Source organism: Paenibacillus rhizoryzae, assembly GCF_059686995.1.
Genome location: NZ_JCAALT010000001.1, coordinates 1,102,820 through 1,119,293, shown reverse-complemented (window position 1 = coordinate 1,119,293; position 16,474 = coordinate 1,102,820). Strand labels below are relative to the sequence as shown.

At 46.7% G+C, this 16,474-nt stretch carries 18 protein-coding genes and 2 pseudogenes; 6 read left to right on the top strand and 14 right to left on the bottom strand.

The genetic code is table 11. The features are described from left to right. Positions 1 to 19: 19 nt before the first annotated feature. Positions 20 to 919, bottom strand: coding sequence for a LysR family transcriptional regulator (locus AC6ESO_RS05145; RefSeq protein WP_497090507.1), 900 nt, complete (start codon positions 917 to 919; stop codon positions 20 to 22). A gap of 118 nt (positions 920 to 1,037) precedes the next feature. Between AC6ESO_RS05145 and AC6ESO_RS05140 the strand changes: the two genes are divergently transcribed. Next, the gene (locus AC6ESO_RS05140; protein WP_497090432.1) at positions 1,038 to 2,225 is read left to right on the top strand and encodes an MFS transporter; all 1,188 of its coding nucleotides are present in this window, start codon (positions 1,038 to 1,040) and stop codon (positions 2,223 to 2,225) included. A gap of 58 nt (positions 2,226 to 2,283) precedes the next feature. Here AC6ESO_RS05140 and AC6ESO_RS05135 read toward each other — a convergent pair whose 3' ends face one another. From AC6ESO_RS05135 to AC6ESO_RS05125, 3 genes and pseudogenes are all read right to left on the bottom strand, one after another. Then, complete coding sequence (locus AC6ESO_RS05135) at positions 2,284 to 2,460, bottom strand: hypothetical protein (RefSeq protein ID WP_494817669.1); 177 nt, start codon at positions 2,458 to 2,460, stop codon at positions 2,284 to 2,286. Positions 2,461 to 2,529: 69 nt separating this feature from the next. After that, positions 2,530 to 3,378 carry an NAD-dependent epimerase/dehydratase family protein gene (locus AC6ESO_RS05130; protein ID WP_497090506.1) on the bottom strand — a complete coding sequence of 283 codons (849 nt, stop codon included), beginning with the start codon at positions 3,376 to 3,378 and terminating at the stop codon, positions 2,530 to 2,532. Between the two features lie 84 nt (positions 3,379 to 3,462). Further along, positions 3,463 to 3,648 (bottom strand): annotated as a pseudogene (locus AC6ESO_RS05125) (aldo/keto reductase); the annotation flags it as partial. A gap of 155 nt (positions 3,649 to 3,803) precedes the next feature. Between AC6ESO_RS05125 and AC6ESO_RS05120 the strand changes: the two are divergent. Then, a pseudogene (locus AC6ESO_RS05120) lies at positions 3,804 to 3,998 on the top strand (cupredoxin domain-containing protein); the annotation flags it as partial. Here AC6ESO_RS05120 and AC6ESO_RS05115 read toward each other — a convergent pair. The 8 genes from AC6ESO_RS05115 to AC6ESO_RS05080 all read right to left on the bottom strand — a co-directional run bounded on the left by AC6ESO_RS05115 (position 3,997) and on the right by AC6ESO_RS05080 (position 10,390). After that, positions 3,997 to 4,317, bottom strand: coding sequence for a YolD-like family protein (locus AC6ESO_RS05115; protein WP_497090431.1), 321 nt, complete (start codon positions 4,315 to 4,317; stop codon positions 3,997 to 3,999). The pseudogene AC6ESO_RS05120 and the gene AC6ESO_RS05115 overlap by 2 nt on opposite strands. A gap of 102 nt (positions 4,318 to 4,419) precedes the next feature. Further along, positions 4,420 to 5,568, bottom strand: coding sequence for a chromate transporter (locus AC6ESO_RS05110; protein WP_497090505.1), 1,149 nt, complete (start codon positions 5,566 to 5,568; stop codon positions 4,420 to 4,422). Between the two features lie 91 nt (positions 5,569 to 5,659). Beyond that, on the bottom strand, positions 5,660 to 6,085 hold the full coding sequence (gene arsC, locus AC6ESO_RS05105) for an arsenate reductase (thioredoxin) (protein ID WP_494817663.1): 426 nt from the start codon (positions 6,083 to 6,085) through the stop codon (positions 5,660 to 5,662). 22 nt (positions 6,086 to 6,107) lie between these two features. Then, positions 6,108 to 7,400, bottom strand: a complete 1,293-nt coding sequence (locus tag AC6ESO_RS05100; RefSeq protein WP_497090430.1) for an arsenic transporter — start codon at positions 7,398 to 7,400, stop codon at positions 6,108 to 6,110. A gap of 51 nt (positions 7,401 to 7,451) precedes the next feature. Beyond that, entirely contained in the window at positions 7,452 to 7,928 is a 477-nt protein-coding gene (locus AC6ESO_RS05095; protein WP_497090429.1) for an ArsI/CadI family heavy metal resistance metalloenzyme, read from the bottom strand. A 51-nt stretch (positions 7,929 to 7,979) separates the two neighbouring features. After that, entirely contained in the window at positions 7,980 to 8,324 is a 345-nt protein-coding gene (locus AC6ESO_RS05090; RefSeq protein ID WP_497090428.1) for an ArsR/SmtB family transcription factor, read from the bottom strand. A gap of 199 nt (positions 8,325 to 8,523) precedes the next feature. Then, positions 8,524 to 9,468, bottom strand: a complete 945-nt coding sequence (locus tag AC6ESO_RS05085; RefSeq protein ID WP_497090427.1) for an ABC transporter permease — start codon at positions 9,466 to 9,468, stop codon at positions 8,524 to 8,526. Then, the gene (locus AC6ESO_RS05080) at positions 9,461 to 10,390 is read right to left on the bottom strand and encodes an ABC transporter ATP-binding protein (RefSeq protein WP_497090426.1); all 930 of its coding nucleotides are present in this window, start codon (positions 10,388 to 10,390) and stop codon (positions 9,461 to 9,463) included. The genes AC6ESO_RS05085 and AC6ESO_RS05080 overlap by 8 nt, the downstream gene beginning before the upstream one ends. A gap of 218 nt (positions 10,391 to 10,608) precedes the next feature. Between AC6ESO_RS05080 and AC6ESO_RS05075 the strand changes: the two genes are divergently transcribed. The 4 genes from AC6ESO_RS05075 to AC6ESO_RS05060 all read left to right on the top strand — a co-directional run bounded on the left by AC6ESO_RS05075 (position 10,609) and on the right by AC6ESO_RS05060 (position 14,620). After that, positions 10,609 to 12,093: a spore germination protein gene (locus AC6ESO_RS05075; protein ID WP_497090425.1), complete on the top strand. Its 1,485-nt coding sequence runs from the start codon at positions 10,609 to 10,611 to the stop codon at positions 12,091 to 12,093. Next, positions 12,090 to 12,920 (top strand): GerAB/ArcD/ProY family transporter, encoded by an 831-nt coding sequence (locus tag AC6ESO_RS05070; protein WP_497090424.1) that lies wholly within the window; start codon positions 12,090 to 12,092, stop codon positions 12,918 to 12,920. The genes AC6ESO_RS05075 and AC6ESO_RS05070 overlap by 4 nt, the downstream gene beginning before the upstream one ends. A gap of 267 nt (positions 12,921 to 13,187) precedes the next feature. Further along, positions 13,188 to 14,387: a Ger(x)C family spore germination protein gene (locus tag AC6ESO_RS05065; protein ID WP_497090423.1), complete on the top strand. Its 1,200-nt coding sequence runs from the start codon at positions 13,188 to 13,190 to the stop codon at positions 14,385 to 14,387. Next, positions 14,387 to 14,620 (top strand): hypothetical protein, encoded by a 234-nt coding sequence (locus AC6ESO_RS05060; protein WP_497090422.1) that lies wholly within the window; start codon positions 14,387 to 14,389, stop codon positions 14,618 to 14,620. The genes AC6ESO_RS05065 and AC6ESO_RS05060 overlap by 1 nt, the downstream gene beginning before the upstream one ends. A gap of 59 nt (positions 14,621 to 14,679) precedes the next feature. Here AC6ESO_RS05060 and AC6ESO_RS05055 read toward each other — a convergent pair whose 3' ends face one another. Both AC6ESO_RS05055 and AC6ESO_RS05050 read right to left on the bottom strand, forming a co-directional pair. Then, positions 14,680 to 15,435, bottom strand: coding sequence for a glycerophosphodiester phosphodiesterase (locus tag AC6ESO_RS05055; protein WP_497090421.1), 756 nt, complete (start codon positions 15,433 to 15,435; stop codon positions 14,680 to 14,682). Positions 15,436 to 15,477: 42 nt separating this feature from the next. Continuing rightward, positions 15,478 to 16,473: a CehA/McbA family metallohydrolase gene (locus AC6ESO_RS05050; RefSeq protein ID WP_497090420.1), complete on the bottom strand. Its 996-nt coding sequence runs from the start codon at positions 16,471 to 16,473 to the stop codon at positions 15,478 to 15,480. Position 16,474 lies beyond the last annotated feature (1 nt).

Here is a 16,474-nt window from a genome sequence, read left to right as displayed (position 1 = left end):
ACGGTTGAGTAATCCTAACTCATATCAGTTTAGTTACAGCGTTGCCGTCCCTAGCCTCGAAATAGTCGATAACGACATCGCGAAACTCGAGAGCAGCCGGCGAGATATAGCGGCTCTTGTGCCACAATAAAGCGATTTCCCGCACGACTTCGTGAGTCTCTACCTGGAGATATTTGATTTGTGCTCGTTCATTCCTTGCCGTGCTTGGGATGAAGGCTATGCCGATATCGGCTTCCACCAGATTGACCAGCCTTGCCGGTTCATCCCCCTCGTATACATAATGAGGTACAAATCCAACCGTTCTACATACCGAATCCATTAAATCCCGTGTACCGAAGCCGACCTTTACCCCGACAAACCATTCATCCTTCAGTTCAATCAAAGATACGCTGCTTCGATCCGCAAGTCGATGCCCAATCGGAACGGCGACAAGGATGGGATCGATGAACACGATTTGACATTCGATATCGTCCCGTTCGACGGGTGGCGAGGACAAACAATAATCAACCTCCCCTCTCTCCAGAAGCATAATCATCTCCTGCGTGGTCAGCATTTGCACATGAAATTGAATATTGGGCCGCTTTTTCCGAAATTCCCGAAGAATGCTCGGTAACACGCTTGCGCTGGTTACCCCTAATTCAAGCGTGCCATGATCGGGGCTGGATAAATCGCTAAGCTCCAGCTTTCCTTGTTCCAATTCGAACAATGCTCTTTCTGCACGTCGAAGAAATCTTCTTCCGAACTCATTCAATTGCAGTCTCCTGCCTATTCGATCAAACAGCGAGACCCCTAGGTCCTCCTCCAAGCGTTGAATGGTTTTGCTTAACGAGGATTGCGTAACGTGCAGCGTCCGTGCAGCTTCGGTCACATGTTCTGCACGAGCCACCGCGAGAAAATAGTGCAGTTGAAGAAGTTCCACCATCGCACACTCCATTTCATTCCTTCTAGTCAATGAGATTATAGCATGCAATGCGTTGGAATAAATAATCGATATCAAGTACGATGACAGTAAGATTTAATAGAAAGGAATGAACATCATGAATCGTAAATTCATTGTTTATGTAGTTGCGTTTGCTGCCTTTCTTGGGCCGTTCACGCAAACGATTTACACCCCGGTTTTGCCTGAGGTTGCCAGTCAACTCCACTCCACCTCCTTCGTCGTAAACTTGACGATTTCAGTGTTCACCTTATTTCTTGCCATCATGCAGATGATTTATGGTCCGCTCACGGACTCGAAGGGGCGCCGCAACGTCCTTCTCTTCGGTATAACACTGTATGTTATCGCTTCGGTCGGGTGTTATTTCTCCGGAAACATTGAGCTGCTTATCGTCTTCCGAGCGCTGCAGGCTATTGGAATCGCTGCGGGATCCGTCGTTGCCGTAACGGTGATCAGCGATTTGTTCGATGGCAAAGAACGCGGCCAAGCGATGGGAACCTTTCAAATGTTGGTTTCCTTAGGACCTGTGCTCGGGCCGGTTATCGGCGGCTTTCTTAGCGGGATATTCAACTTTCATTCCGTGTTTCTCGCTCTTGCGGCAACAGGCATGCTTGTACTGATTATCAACTATCTCTATTTGAAGGAAACGAAGCCGGACAACGTCGAAGCGGGCCGCTTTCAACTGCGGGATTTTGCAGCCATTCTTCAGAATCGGATCGGATCGTCCATTATATATCTCGGGTTTATCCAGTACTATGTGTTTTACGATTTTCTAGTCTTCCTGCCAAGCATCTTAAGTGACCGTTACGGATTGACGGCCGAGCAAAAGGGACTTGTTTTTCTGCCGATGTCGATTGGCATCGTGGTTGGCAGTTATATAGGCGGTAAGCTCCAAGCACGGACAGATGGAGAAAGACTGCTCATTCTGACGACTTATTTAAATGTCTTTTCGATATTGTTCTTCCTCATCTTCTATTCGGTTTCTTTAGCTTGGCTGCTAACCGGAATCATCTTCTTCGGGTTATCACTCGGGATCTCGCTACCTGTGCAGACGACGCTATTAACAGGCGCTTTCACGGCAAACCGAGCGACTGCCGTCGGTGCCTATAACTTTTTCCGATATATGGGAATGGCTTGCAGTCCGATCGTAGGCAGCCCACTCTACCATATCGGTGGTTATTACTTGTTATTTGGTTTTATCATTATCGTATTTCTGGCTTATGCCTTGCTGTTGTCGCGACGTATACTTGGCGCGCAAGCACATCGTCCGTCCCTTGAAAAGGGATGAAATCGGAAAAGCAAAAAACGTCCTACCTGAGGACGTTTTTTTTGCGTAGACATTACAATCACTTTGTAATGACTGCAATGATTTTATTCACGGGCACGTATATTTTCGTCCCCAATAAGGTTCGCATAATGACAATGCCGTTGTTTACTTTGATGACACGACCTCCGATTTCCTCTGCCGAAGCTGTTTTAAGCACGACAAATTTCCCTCGCATACGGTTCAATAGAGCTAGCATGGCGTTCATCCCCCTCTCGTTTATACTCATTCTATGAGAGTTGGAATGAGAGGGTTCGGGCTTGTACGTTTATTGGCGCAGCTGTTCGCGCCATTTGTATTTAGGTTGCCAGTTAAGCAGTCGCTTCGCCTTCTCGCTGCTGAGCAGGGATTCGTACCCTCCCAGCGGTTCGCGGAAGTCGGAAACTTCCGGATAACGCGCTGACATCAACTCTCGGCTTTGTATGTCCATACTGGTTTCATCGGACGCAAGGTTCAGCGCTACCGCCCCGAGTCCATCCGCTTCAATAGCAAGGCGGCAAGCTTCCGCTGCATCCCTAGTGTCGATGTAGCTCCAAAGGATGCGTTCGCGTTCTTCTGGATTATGAATGAACGATGGGAAGCGTTCATACGATTCGGGTGAAATTACGTTGCCGAGGCGTAGCGATATAATCTGCATGCCAGTCCTGCGGTGAAACATATCTGCCGTCGCTTCATTCACGATCTTGGACAAGCCGTAGCTGTCTTGCGGCAGCTGCGGATGCGCCTCATCGATCGGAACATAGTGAGGACCGAACGGATGGACTGCAAAGACAATGCCGTAAGAGGATTCGCTCGATGCGATGACCGCCTTTCGAATGCCTAGACCGGCTGCCGCTTCCAGTACATTGTAGGTTGACATGACATTGTTGCGGAATGTCACCTCCGGTGAAGTCATGCCTGCTCTGGGAATTGCAGCCAGATGCACGACCGCATCGGACCCTGCAAGAGCGCCGTAAGTTTGGCCTAGATCCTCAAGGTCCACGATGAGCGTAGGGCAAAGCGATTCCACCGGTTGACGGGTATCAACGTTCAGCACATCATAGCCTTGCTCTACGAAATGACGCACCACCCAGCTTCCCAACATGCCGCTTCCACCGGTAACGACAACTTTCGTCATCAACTATCCACCTCCATCTTCTCCTGATACTGATTTCTTGCAATATTATCTGCTAGGCTGTATCGCCTAATACCGGAAATTCGGTTAGTTCGTTAAAATTTCTTCGATTCGGTTCATAATGTCTTCGCCAAGCTCAATGCCCGACGCTTTGGCGTTCTCTGACACTTGCTCCGGCCGGCTTGCTCCGATAAGTGCGCTGGCGACATTGGTTTGACGGAGAATCCAGGCAAGCGCCAGATTCCCGACAGTGATGTCGAGGTTTTGCGCAATGCCTAATTCCCTCCTGCTTCGCGAGTTGATTTCGTATTCTCTTTCCAAGAAGACTTCTTCATTCTATGATAGTTTATATATGATTTAAAGAAGTGAAATTATTTTCATTTAATTATAAATATTATACTAACTATACATTTTGATACTTATTTTTCCCTTCGTTAGTACCTCCTTTTGATGCGAATAACATACTTGTGAATGGTAAAGTTTGGCCATATCTGGATGTGGAACCTAGAAAATATCGTTTTCGAATACTAAACGGCTGTAATAGTCGAATGCTTACATTAGCCCTTGATTCAGGTGAACCTCTTAGCCAAATTGGATCGGATGCCGGATTACTGGAACAACCTAATCCAATTCGGAATCCGCTTTAATGATGTTATCGATATGAAACCATTCCCCATCAACCAGGACCTTCCTTGTATAGGGATCTATTCTATCGATAACACCAATCACGGCACAATCTTCAAACTCATGATATAGCCTTAAGTGGACTGTGTAGCGCAGTCCTAATGATGCAATCAGCACGTTCATAATTTGATCACGCTCAAAGGGGTCTAAATTAGGCTTTGGGGGGCGTCGATATCGATTTCGGAAGTTTAAACTGACTTGTTTGACCTGCCGTTCAATCAGAACTAAGTTTTCCTGATTCACTTGTTCATGCTCCATAATAATAATCACCCTTTATAAAGTGGTATCATCATTATACACGAACAAATGTTCTTGTATCCATATCTTTTTCACTAAATCATTAAAGAACGTTGTCTACCATTAATACAGCATGAAAGAAATAACGCTGCCTCCAAGGACTCCTACAATGACGATCATCCATGGAGGCAATTTCCAATATACCAACATGCCGAATAAAACAACCGCAAGCACAAAATCTTCAGTCGAAAGTATCGCCGAAGTCCAAATCGGGTTATATAATGCAGCTAGCAGAATACCAACAACGGCAGCATTAACACCTGTCAGAGCACCACGCATACTTGAGCTTTTTCTTATATGATTCCAGAACGGCAACGTTCCGACCATGAGAAGAAACGCCGGAAGAAATATGGATATTGTAGCAAGTACGGCTCCCCATACTCCCCGAATCATGGCTCCTAAGTAACTTGCAAACGTAAATAATGGACCAGGGACAGCCTGTGCCGCACCGTATCCCGCTAAAAAATCTTGTTTGCTGATCCAACCTGCAGAAACAACTTCCTTCTCTAAGAGAGGCAGTACCACATGCCCTCCTCCAAATACTAGGGAACCTGAACGATAAAAGCTATCGGCAATTGCAAGCCAAGGGTTATTTGTAAATCGGTGCAACAAAGGCAGAGCGATCAATAAACCGGCAAATAAAACTAAAGATCCCAGTGCTACCCCTCTGTTTATGGATAGATCTAATTCTGAAGCTAATGGCGCTTCTTTTTTACGATAAAGGAATAATCCAACCAAAGCTGCAAGCACGATTAGAATGACCTGGCTTAATGCCGTCGACATCAGCAGCGTAAAGGCCATTGTAATAATGGCAATACTAGCTCTGCTGCGATCCGGTGTTAACGTTTTTCCCATACTATAGACACCTTGCGCTACAATGGCGACGGCTACAATCTTCAATCCATGAATCCAACCTGTATTTCCAATGTCAAATCCTTGTACGACCAATGCAAAAAGAACGAGTGCCAGTACAGATGGAAGGGTAAACCCAAGCCAAGCTATTATTCCTCCGGCTATACCAGCTCGAATAATACCGATACCCATTCCCACTTGGCTGCTGGAAGGACCCGGTAGAAACTGGCATAATGCTACGAGTTCCGCATACGTTCTTTCGTCCATCCACTTTTTTTTTTTAACATATTCATTCTGAAAGTATACAAGGTGAGCAATTGGCCCTCCGAAAGAAGTAAGTCCTAATTTCGTCGAGACCATACCTACCTCCAGCAAAGTACGCAACTTACCTTTCGATGTGTTCGCATGCCGTGCGTTTGCTTGTTCAGTGTTCAAGCTGGTTCTCCCTTTCTTATTTACCTTCTGCAATAAACAGCTCCATGCGTTTTTTTATCGAATCGCGTACTTCACGGAACTTTGCCGTGATTTCTTCTTCTGTTCCTGTTGCTTTAGCCGGATCTTCGAAGCCCCAATGCCATCTCTGCGCTTTGTCGTTCTGAACAACCGGGCAGTTATCATTCGCATGTCCACAAAGCGTGATGATGTAATCCGCCTGCTTTAAAATTTCAGGATCAATGACATCCGATGTGTGATTAGAAATATCTATGCCGGCTTCTTTCATGGTTTGAACCGCGCGTGGGTTTAATCCGTGAGCTTCAAGTCCCGCGCTTCTTACCTCATATTTATCACTGCCAAGCGCCTTCAAAAACCCATCGGCAATTTGGCTTCTGCAAGAGTTTCCTGTGCATAGAAAGTAAACGAGCGGCTTGTTGTTCATGATAGTTGATCTCCCTTATCGTTTAGTTAATCAGGTGCAGCCACAAATATAGTCCCGAAAGCGTAATAAAGAGCGTCGGAACTGTCAGTATGATGCCTGTTTTAAAATAATTGCCCCATGAGATTTTCACGTCCTTACGCGATAACACATGCAGCCATAAAAGTGTTGCAAGCGAGCCAATCGGTGTAATTTTCGGACCCAAATCGCTGCCAATTACATTCGCGTAGATCAAGGATTCTCGAATAACTCCTCCTGTTGAAGTTCCTTTAATGGCGAGGGCATCTATCATAACCGTCGGCATATTGTTCATAATGGAAGACAGTATCGCTGCAAGGAACCCCATTCCGATCGTGGAGATGAATAGTCCCTTGTCGGCTAAGATTTGTATGACCCTGCCCAGTTCGTCTGTCAGACCAACATTGCGTAGCCCATAGACAACAACATACATTCCAATTGAAAAGATCACGACAGCCCAAGGAGCCCCTTTAACGAGCTTCCATGTATGAATGGCTGGACTTCGGCGTGCAGCCAACATAAAGCATATGGCAACTACGCCGGCAATGACCGAAACCGGAAGATGGATGAACTGGCTTACCAGATAGGCAACAAGAAGCACTGCTAGGATAATCCATGACAGCTGAAACATCTTCTTATCTTTAATGGCATCGACGGGCTTGCTAAGCTGCTTTAGATCATAATTGTCAGGGATGCTCTTACGGAAGAATAAGAATAAGACCAGAAGGCTCGCCAATAGGGAGAACAAATTCGGAATGATCATCCGACTGGCGTATTCCACAAACCCGATACCAAAATAATCAGCCGACACAATGTTGACGAGGTTGCTGACCACTAGCGGCAACGAAGTCGTATCCGCAATAAATCCGCTCGCCATGATGAACGGCAATATCATTCGTTGGTCAAATTTAAGCGCCCTCACCATTGCAAGCACGATGGGGGTCAATATAAGTGCAGCTCCATCATTCGCAAAGAATGCCGCCACGGCCGCGCCAAGGAGAACAACGTACACAAACATCCGCTTTCCGTTGCCTTTTGCCAGACGTGCCATATGCAAGGCAGCCCACTCAAAGAAACCAATCTCATCTAAAATTAGTGAAATTAAAATGATGGCTACAAACGCAAGTGTCGCATTCCACACGATACCGGTGACGGTGCCGACGTCGGCAAAATCCACCACTCCGAAAATCAGCGCAAGAATGGCGCCACCGCTTGCTGACCAGCCGATATTAAGCCCCTTTGGCTGCCAAATGACAAACGTTAAAGTGACCAGAAAAATAAGAAACGCTATTATCGTCATGCTGTACCCCCAATCACTCGCAACAATCCAGCATCCAGCGGGCTTTTCGAATTAGCAGCATTTGTTTACCGCGTGCATATCTGTATTCTCTACTCTTTGAGGGGCAGGTGTAACACAGCAAACATCTTGTTGAGTCTTCTCATTATCTTCTGCTGCTTCAAACTCACTATCCTCTTTGGTATAAAATACTTCCCATGGATTACCTTCCGGATCCGATACCCAAATTTTATCCTGTACTGCGTAACAGCATGTGGTATTCATTTCATCAAAGGAAATCAAACCAGCTTCTTTCAAACGTGTTTGGGTTGCCAGCACCTCTTCGGTATTCTGTACTTGAAAACCAAAGTGATTTAACACACCACGGTTCTCGTATGGACGCACATTTAACGAAAAATGCAATGAAGGATTTTCAAGCTCAAACTTGGCGTAGTTTTCCTTTACTTTGGTCGGTATTGCATTAAAAAGCTTTTTATAAAATTCAAGTGATTGTTCTAGATTTCTGACATTAATGGCTACGTGCATTTTCATACATTAACACTCCTCTTTTTATCAATTTATTTTGATAAATAAACGAAAAACTTAGCAGCAATCCGAATTATGATCCGCCGGTCTAAAAATACAGCAGAGTTGTTCGGAAAGCAGAGCGTTTATTTCGTTTGGATTCAGTTCGTAATAGCTCCAAGTGCCTCTTGTCTCTTTTGTAATGAGGTCGGCATCGAGCAGAATTTTCAAATGATACGATAGCTTGGATTGCGTCATTTCCACCACTTCGGTTAAATCGCAGACGCAGGTATTGCCGCGCTGGCAAAGCTCATATAAGATCTGGAGCCTTTTTTGATCCGCTAATGCTTTAAATTTCTGTTCGTATTTTTCAAATGAACCCGGCGCAGTCGATCGTTCATTGACTGGGATTGTTATTTTCATCGGGATCACCTCCCCTTAGATCAATTTTTCTTGATTTAACGCTTGAGTAAAATCTACCACACATTCTTCTGCGTATCAACAGTTAATCAAAAAAAATTGATTTATCTTCACAAACTACCCGCGCAAGTGGATTCTTCTATAAACAAAAAAGGCAGCCCCCTTCGGCTACCTTTTTTGCTAATGCAACGAATACTCTCAGTTACGCAGCAACATCCCTTTTCGTAAATACGAGCCAAGAGACCAGATTAAACAATAGGAAGTAAATGATCAGTACAACAGCGGAAAAAGTGAGGGTCATCCCTTCTTGATAAGGGTGGCCGGATAAATACTGGGTTAAATCGATATTCGCAAACAAAATATACTTGCTCCACGTATAAGCTCGGAAAAACTCCGTAGCGATCGAACCCGCAAACATCGCAAAGAGGGAGAACCCGATGGCCATCGCACTGCTGCGAAACGCTGTCGAAATCATAAAGGCGATGGTAACAAACATAATCGTCGAAACGCCTTTAAGCAAGTACGTTTGCAACAGGTTCGCGACCATGTTCCGTTCCACGACATCTCCGTCAGCATTTACCTGTAGCAAGGGCAAGTCGGTGTGCCCAAATCCAAACAGCGTTCCGTTGATCAGGATAGATACGGCAGCCATGATGAGGAGGAGCGTGATCCCGAACAGAATCATCGATACATATTTAGACAGAAGAATTTTCAGACGGCTGTTTGGCCGGATCAGCAGCAGCTTAATCGTGCCGGAGGAGAATTCACCCGCCATGCTGTCCCCTGCGACAATAACGGTAAATAACGTGATCAAGATCACAAAGTTCGTCGACAAGTTGATCCCTACCCACATCGTGCCATCGACCGGTCGGATATCGTGCTTAAGCTGATAATCGTATTTGGCGACCATCTCTTCATCGAAGAGTTTACTTTCCTTGTTCAGATCCGGTTTCTGCAGTGCTTTCTCCAGGGTTTGTTTCTCTGCGGCAACATGCTCCTGCCAAGTACCGCTATGCGCATCATTATTGTAGTCGTACCATACCGAGAAGTTCACAATGCCAAGAATAACGATCATGACTCCGACCATGATCCACGTGCGGATCCGACGGTACAGCTTCATATTTTCGTTCAATAACAGACTACCCAATTTTTCCGCCTCCAGTTATTTCCAAGAATCGATCCTCCAAGGATTGCCGCTGCGCTTGAACACCGTAGATTCTGACATTCAATCCCATGAGATCCATCAGGATATCGGGTATCCGTTCCTTCTCGGCCATAAACTCCAGCCCTTCAGGAAGAACCCTCACTTCGTTTACATATTCAAGCGCCTTCATTGCATCCAGCGCACGCTCGACCGGCTCAGCTTCAATGAGGTAGGTTTGCGCCTGGTCTGCCGACTGAACAAACTCCCGGATCGGTTTCACATCTACCAGCTTACCTTGTTGAAGGATGGCAACTCGATCGCACATCAGCTCCATCTCGGACAATAAATGGCTGGAGACAATGACGGTAATGCCTTCCGTGCGGGTTAAGAGGCGCAAATAATCGCGAAGCTCGCGAATGCCCGCAGGATCAAGCCCATTGGTCGGCTCGTCCAGAATGAGCAGCGACGGACGATGCAGCAGTGCCTGCGCTACGCCTAAACGTTGACGCATCCCCAGGGAATACTTCTTAACCTTGTCACGGATGCGGTTGTCCAGCTTAACGAGATTAACCACTTCATCGATGCGTTTCTTGGTCACGCCCGGCACCATCCTCGCATAATGAACGAGATTGTGATAGCCGCTCAAATACTTGTACATTTCCGGATTTTCCACAATGGCTCCGACATGACGGATCGCTTGCTCGTACTCGCTTTTAATATTTTTCCCTTTGATTAAAATTTCGCCCTCGGTAATGGACATTAAACCGACCATCATGCGAATGGTGGTCGTCTTGCCGGCCCCGTTTGGCCCTAAAAATCCGAAAATCTCCCCTTGCGGAACATCAAACGTTAGATTATCAATAATCGTGGAACGCCCGATTCGTTTGGTTACTTGACGCAAGCTGAGGACAGGTTCATTGCTCATAATTGGTCTCCTTATATAAAGTATAATTAGATTTTAAGTTAAGATTTATTGTATAGCAATAAATATTTATTAATTAAGGATGTATTATTGTTGTTAAATGGTGCTGTTCATCAGGATAACACGGGCGAACGCACATGCGCTTTTCTGCATAAAAAGGGTAATAATGGACAACTTATTCACATTAAAAACTTGATTCTTGGCTTAAGGAGTACTTCGTAATGAAATTCCTAAAACATCGTTCCGGCGGGAATCCCTCAGAACCCGAACATCAAGATTATCAAGTTCCGTTAGATTCTAGCATCTCGAAAAATGAACAAATGATAAAAGCCATTTTCCAAGATTGTTCCGACGTCGTGTTCCATTCCTCCTCAAGCCCTATGCAGATCACTATGCTCGCGCTTTATATCGCCGGTCTGTCCGATCGAAACCATTTGGAGAGCATGATTCTCAAACAGTTCGCAAGCATCGCTCGGGAAATGGAACCTTCGGATGGCATCGAACAAGTCATTCAAGCAAACTTGATTCCAGTTAGCATGACAAAGAAGGCAGCTCTCCTTTGCGACATAGTAGACAGCATCTTGAAAGGCGATGTCGTCTTTCTATTTGACGGCGTGGATTATGGTATTGCCGTAACCGTTCAAGGGTCGGAAAGAAGAGCGATCGAGGACCCCCAATCTGAGCCGGTAGTCCGCGGACCTCGCGAGGGATTCGTGGAGTGCCTGCAAACAAACACAGGATTATTACGAGTAAGACTTCGGAGCGCCGATTTAAAAATCGAAACATTTTCCATTGGAAAACTTTCGAAGACGGATGTCGTAATCGTTTACTTAAAATCTATTGCGAAGGAGGATTTACTCCAGGATGTTCGTCACCGGCTTCACCGCATTCAAATCGACGGAGTTTTGGAGTCCGGCTATATAGAGGAACTTATTACAGATAGTCCATACTCCCCCTTTCCGCAAATTCAGAACACCGAAAGGCCGGATGTGGTAATTGGGAGTCTTCTTGAAGGCAAAATAGCCATATTAACTGACGGTACTCCTGTCGCTCTAGTAGTACCGATGACCTTTTGGACCGGTTTGCAAGCAAGTGAAGATTATTACGAGCGATCGATCATTGCGACGCCGATTCGTTGGCTTCGCATTTTATTTACGGCCGTTTCTTTACTTTTACCTTCCTTGTATGTTTCGTTAGTCAGTTATGACCATCCGGTTCTACCAACCAACCTTCTTCTAAGCATTGCTTCATCGCAAAAAATGTCACCATTCCCTGCCATCATTGAAACGCTGATTATGGAAATTATGTTTGAAGCTTTACGCGAGGCCGGATTACGTCTTCCGAAGGGTATTGGCTCCGCCGTCACCATCGTCGGCGGGATCGTTATCGGACAGGCTGCTGTCCAGGCCGGGTTTATTTCTGCTCCTGTGGTCATCGTAGTAGCAACGACCGGTATCGCATCGTTCATTGTTCCCCGCTATAACTTCGGACTGGCTTTCCGCCTGCTGCGCTTCCCACTGCTGTTGCTGGCCGGTTTTATGGGCTTTTACGGCTTAATGATCGGCATTATTGCAATCCTCATCCATTTAGCTGCATTACGTTCCTTTGGCGTACCTTACCTCTATCCAGTAGCACCGCTCTCCATGGACGGAATAAAGGATGTGTTCATTCGAAGACCTTGGTTCAATATGAGGAGGCACAGATGAATCGAACGGAGAAACTCACCCAATGGCAATTTATTATTATTATTAGCGTTTCGGTCCTGGGTACTGAGATTTTTAATATCGCAGCCTTCCCTGCACAATTTGCCAAGCAAGATGCCTGGCTGTCCATATTGATTGCTCCAATCACAGGCATTTGGTGTATCTATGTTTCTACTGCGTTAGCTTCCCGTTACCCCAATATGACGATTATTGAGTACAGCAGACGCATTTTAGGAGGATGGATCAGTAAATTAGTTGAAGCCTATTACTTGTGCTTCCTCTTTGTGTACACAGCCATGATGTCAAAAGTGATTGCCGATCTCATCGCCGTGATTTCGCATCAGCTTACTCCCCATGTCGTAATCTTGCTGATGTTGTTTGTCGTCTGCGGGATAGCTGCTTGGTCCGGCATAGGCGTCATCGGCCGATGCGGCGAGATTATATTTCCGATTCTGCTGGTTATTGCCACCGCTATATTGTTGATATCCATTCGGGATTGGAATGGGATCTATCTTCAACCTGTCGCAGATAACGGACTTCTCTCGATCTTACGAGGCGCCTCTGTACCCAGTGGCTGGCTGGGGGAAACCATCCTCATCGCGTTCTTAATCCCTTTTATGAATCATCAAAAACAAGCTCGCAAGGCTTCCTTGTATTCAACGCTGATCATTACCCTCTTCATGCTGAAAACGGTACTTATCTGCACCCTTATTGAAGGTCCGCTCGTAACGAAATTCCCCTTCCCATACGCAGCTTTAATCCGCTATATCAGTTTAGGCGATGTGTTAGAAAGACTTGACCCTGTATTTTTCCGATATGGGTCTCCGTAGGATTTCTGAAGCTGGCCACATTTCTGTTTGTCACTTGTCTCTGCGTCAGTCGGATTTCCCAGGTTAAGAACCAGCGATCGATCACACTGCCCGTGGTACTGATTGTCTTTATCGGTACGATTTGGATCCTGAAAGATACCCCGGGCATGGATATCAGCCTGCAGTTCTACATCTATTCCTTCCCTGTTGCAAGCTTCATCGCTGCAAACCTAATTCCAACCCTCCTATTGTGCATCGATTCGATCCAAGCCAGGTGGAGGACGATTCATGAGACTTAGAAACACCATCGCCGCATCTATGCTCGTGAGTTTGCTTCTGATCACCGGGTGCTGGGATCGGAAAGAAGTGAAGGAGCTAGCGATCGTTACTGCAAGCGGCTTAGATTTCAATAAGGACGGAACGCTAACGCTAAGCGTCCAAATTGCCATCCCGACGCCGATGCAATCCAGCGGGAGCAGCGGTGACCCGAAGTCCTTCTTCGTTATCGCTGCTAAAGGAAAAACGCTGGCCGATACGCGCCAACGCTTGCAGCAAAAGATCCACCTTAAGCTGTATTATTCTCATCGGAGAGTTATTATCATTGGCGAAAGCATGGCACGGCATGGGTTGGAAAAGGTATTTGACAGCTTTGGGCGCGAAATGGATATGCGGATGAGAAATATGGTATTCGTGGCCAAAGGAGCGGATGCTATGACGCTTCTTAATTATCCGGTAGCGCTCGAAGCGATCCCGGCGGATCAATTTCAAAACCTGCATAAGCAGCCGTCCGGCAGCGCAACAACGATCTTGAACTTTAATGCAACCGCCTCTTCGGAGGGAATCGAACCGATTATGGGGGCATTCGAGGTTATTCAAAAACAAGCGTCTAAAGAATCTTCCCCCTCACCTGCATCAGGACCGGAACCGCATATCAAGCTATATGGCGTTGGCATTTTCAAGAAAATGAAGTTAATTGGTTATTTTAACGAAGAAGAAACCCGCGCTATGAATTGGGCTACAAAGAATATGTCGAGTTCTTTTATTACGGTCTACGTTCCGCAAGGTCAAGGCAACGTCAGCGTTCAAATTCTGAAGTCTAAACACGGTTTCCATCCGCTAATGGAAGGAAATACGGTACGCATGCAGGTGTCTATTCAAAGTGAATGCGAGATCATTGAGAACGAGACTAATCTAGACTTCAGTCAGCCAAGTAATGTTGAGCTATTGAATAAACTTCTCTCCTCTGAGCTCATTCAATCCATCGGAAAGTCGGTGAAGAAGAGCCAGCAGCAATTCAATGCCGACGTCTTCGGGTTCGGTCGTAGTCTGCATATTGCTTACCCTTCGGAATGGAAGCGCCTTTCCTCTACATGGACTGGCCTTTACCCTCATGTAAATGTAACCATAGACGCAAAGATAGCTGTTGTAGGTACAGGATACGCCAAATTACCGTTATACCGAAATGAGAAAACAGGTGACGTAGATTGATGCAAATAATGAACGTATTGTGTTTCATAGCATTCGCGGCTGCCGTGTCTTATTTTCAAGTCCGCAGCCTTCTTCGCAAACACGAATTGAGGGCGGCCAGAATCTATATGGTTTTAATGGTACTCGCTGCGGTGATGTATTCAGTTGTGTTCTTAAGCAAGTCGCTCCTGTTTAATCCAATGAGTATCTTCTCCATTCCATTTGAACAGATCGGGAAGTACCTGATCAGTTAACTGAATGTGCAGAAAGCCACATTGATCGGCTCCATGTGGCTTTCGGGTATTTAATCCTATTAAATATTGCTCATTTCGAATTCCTGCTTCACGCGTACCAGCGCTTCAACATTGCGTGTCGTGATCGAATGAACGCCCCATTCCGCGTATTGGCGCATTAGCGTTTCATCCTCAACGGTCCAAGTATATACGGGAAGTCCCAGTCCTTTGGCATATTCCACAAACTCTTGCCGCAGAAGGCCGTGATAAATATTCACTCCAAAGCACGATGCTTCGCGGGCATCCGCACAGGTTTGAACCATCGCCTCCCGGTAAGGCAAGGTCTTGAACAGCTCGATGTTGGTATTAAGAAGCTTACGCATTTCCGGCTGCAGTCGCTCGGCTAGCAGCGCCCGTTGCACCTCGCAGCCCGAGAAGAAAGCCTGCTGCGACAAGCCGAGTTTGCGGACCAGCGCCGCAGCAGGCTCAATTGCCGCATCCACTTTCAAGTCTAAATTGACGATTTTGCCAGATGCCTGCACGAGCTGAAGCATGTCTTCCAGCTTAAGGAGTCCGGCCGCTTTGCCGCGCTCCGACTCCAATTGCAATTCGATAAATTCCGCGTAAGTCATACTAGCTATATTCACATTCAACCGTTCAAAGGTCATCCATTCATCATCATGTGCCAGCACCGGAATCCCGTCTCTGGTCACCCGAATATCCTCTTCCACTACGTCGGCACCAAGCTCGAGACCGATTTGAACCGAACGAAGCGTATGAGCTTCCGTGTTCATGCAACCGGCGTGAGCCGTTATCAAAGGAAAGCTTCGCAGCATTCTTCTCCCACTCCTAACTACAGTCTTAAGCTAACTATAAGTTTATTCCGATTCCGCGTAAATCGCATTCGTGAAAGCAATCGTCGTGCGCGCACCGCGCACGGTTCCTTTGAGTTCCGCTCGCACCCATTTCAAATCATTACCGGGAATCTCGAAGCGATATTGGTCCTGCTCCGTGCTTGCAAGCTGTTCGCCGATCACGCCGAGATTACTCATTAACGTAATTAAATACCGAGCTTCCGGAAACTCCCATAAGCCTGCTCTAACTTGAAAATCAATCTCCACGACAGCCCCATAGCTATGGCTAAGTTCCTGCGCAGACACGCAATCGCCGATGCCGTAAACCCTATTCTTCGAGTTTAGCTCAAGCGTCACTAGCGGTCCCATTGTTACGGATGCTCTGCCAGCGGCAAGCGCGCGCACGGCTTGTTGAGTGAGACAGCCTTCGCTTGGATCGAGCCGCAAATACGTTACGGAGATGGGAGCTTCGGTCTGTTCCTGCACATGCCAATCCCGTCCGGAAGTTGCCGCGATTCGGAAGCCGTCGTTCAACCGCTCGGTCCATAGACGAAACGCACGGGCATTGTCCGTCTTAATCGACGGGAACGTTCCCGACCATACCTCGATATAATCGAGCTGATTCCAATCTTGAATCTCAAACTCCCAGAAACAACCTGTGCACATCGGATTTCCGATGCGATAGGGATGAGCCATGCCGGCAATGCCACCATGCGCATGGACCTGTTCAATTCCCGCATGAATATCGCTTGGCCCTACCGGACGCCAGTCCACGAACTCGGTTAGGCCGATCGTCACCATATGTCCGTAGAACGTTGTCCACTCCATGCCTGAAATAATGCTGAGGCCTGTCTCCTGCTCGACGCGCTCTCTATCCTTCAAGCCAGTCATTGTATTGTGGTCGGTCAGGGCTATGCAGTCGAAGCCCAGTCCCCTTGCTCCTTGCGCAAGCTCCAGCAGGGACTGCCTGCCGTCGCTGTGATACGTATGCGAATGAAGTTCGCAAGCCATCCAGCGCATC

Excerpts from the sequence above, each read along its gene's own strand:
- AC6ESO_RS05140 (WP_497090432.1), top strand. The coding sequence starts at position 1,038 with ATGAATCGTAAATTCATTGTTTATGTAGTTGCGTTTGCTGCCTTTCTT.
- AC6ESO_RS05135 (WP_494817669.1), bottom strand. The coding sequence starts at position 2,460 with ATGCTAGCTCTATTGAACCGTATGCGAGGGAAATTTGTCGTGCTTAAA.
- AC6ESO_RS05130 (WP_497090506.1), bottom strand. The coding sequence starts at position 3,378 with ATGACGAAAGTTGTCGTTACCGGTGGAAGCGGCATGTTGGGAAGCTGG.
- AC6ESO_RS05115 (WP_497090431.1), bottom strand. The coding sequence starts at position 4,317 with ATGGAGCATGAACAAGTGAATCAGGAAAACTTAGTTCTGATTGAACGG.
- AC6ESO_RS05110 (WP_497090505.1), bottom strand. The coding sequence starts at position 5,568 with ATGGTCTCGACGAAATTAGGACTTACTTCTTTCGGAGGGCCAATTGCT.
- arsC (WP_494817663.1), bottom strand. The coding sequence starts at position 6,085 with ATGAACAACAAGCCGCTCGTTTACTTTCTATGCACAGGAAACTCTTGC.
- AC6ESO_RS05100 (WP_497090430.1), bottom strand. The coding sequence starts at position 7,400 with ATGACGATAATAGCGTTTCTTATTTTTCTGGTCACTTTAACGTTTGTC.
- AC6ESO_RS05095 (WP_497090429.1), bottom strand. The coding sequence starts at position 7,928 with ATGAAAATGCACGTAGCCATTAATGTCAGAAATCTAGAACAATCACTT.
- AC6ESO_RS05090 (WP_497090428.1), bottom strand. The coding sequence starts at position 8,324 with ATGAAAATAACAATCCCAGTCAATGAACGATCGACTGCGCCGGGTTCA.
- AC6ESO_RS05080 (WP_497090426.1), bottom strand. The coding sequence starts at position 10,390 with ATGAGCAATGAACCTGTCCTCAGCTTGCGTCAAGTAACCAAACGAATC.
- AC6ESO_RS05075 (WP_497090425.1), top strand. The coding sequence starts at position 10,609 with ATGAAATTCCTAAAACATCGTTCCGGCGGGAATCCCTCAGAACCCGAA.
- AC6ESO_RS05070 (WP_497090424.1), top strand. The coding sequence starts at position 12,090 with ATGAATCGAACGGAGAAACTCACCCAATGGCAATTTATTATTATTATT.
- AC6ESO_RS05065 (WP_497090423.1), top strand. The coding sequence starts at position 13,188 with ATGAGACTTAGAAACACCATCGCCGCATCTATGCTCGTGAGTTTGCTT.
- AC6ESO_RS05060 (WP_497090422.1), top strand. The coding sequence starts at position 14,387 with ATGCAAATAATGAACGTATTGTGTTTCATAGCATTCGCGGCTGCCGTG.
- AC6ESO_RS05055 (WP_497090421.1), bottom strand. The coding sequence starts at position 15,435 with ATGCTGCGAAGCTTTCCTTTGATAACGGCTCACGCCGGTTGCATGAAC.
- AC6ESO_RS05050 (WP_497090420.1), bottom strand. The coding sequence starts at position 16,473 with ATGCGCTGGATGGCTTGCGAACTTCATTCGCATACGTATCACAGCGAC.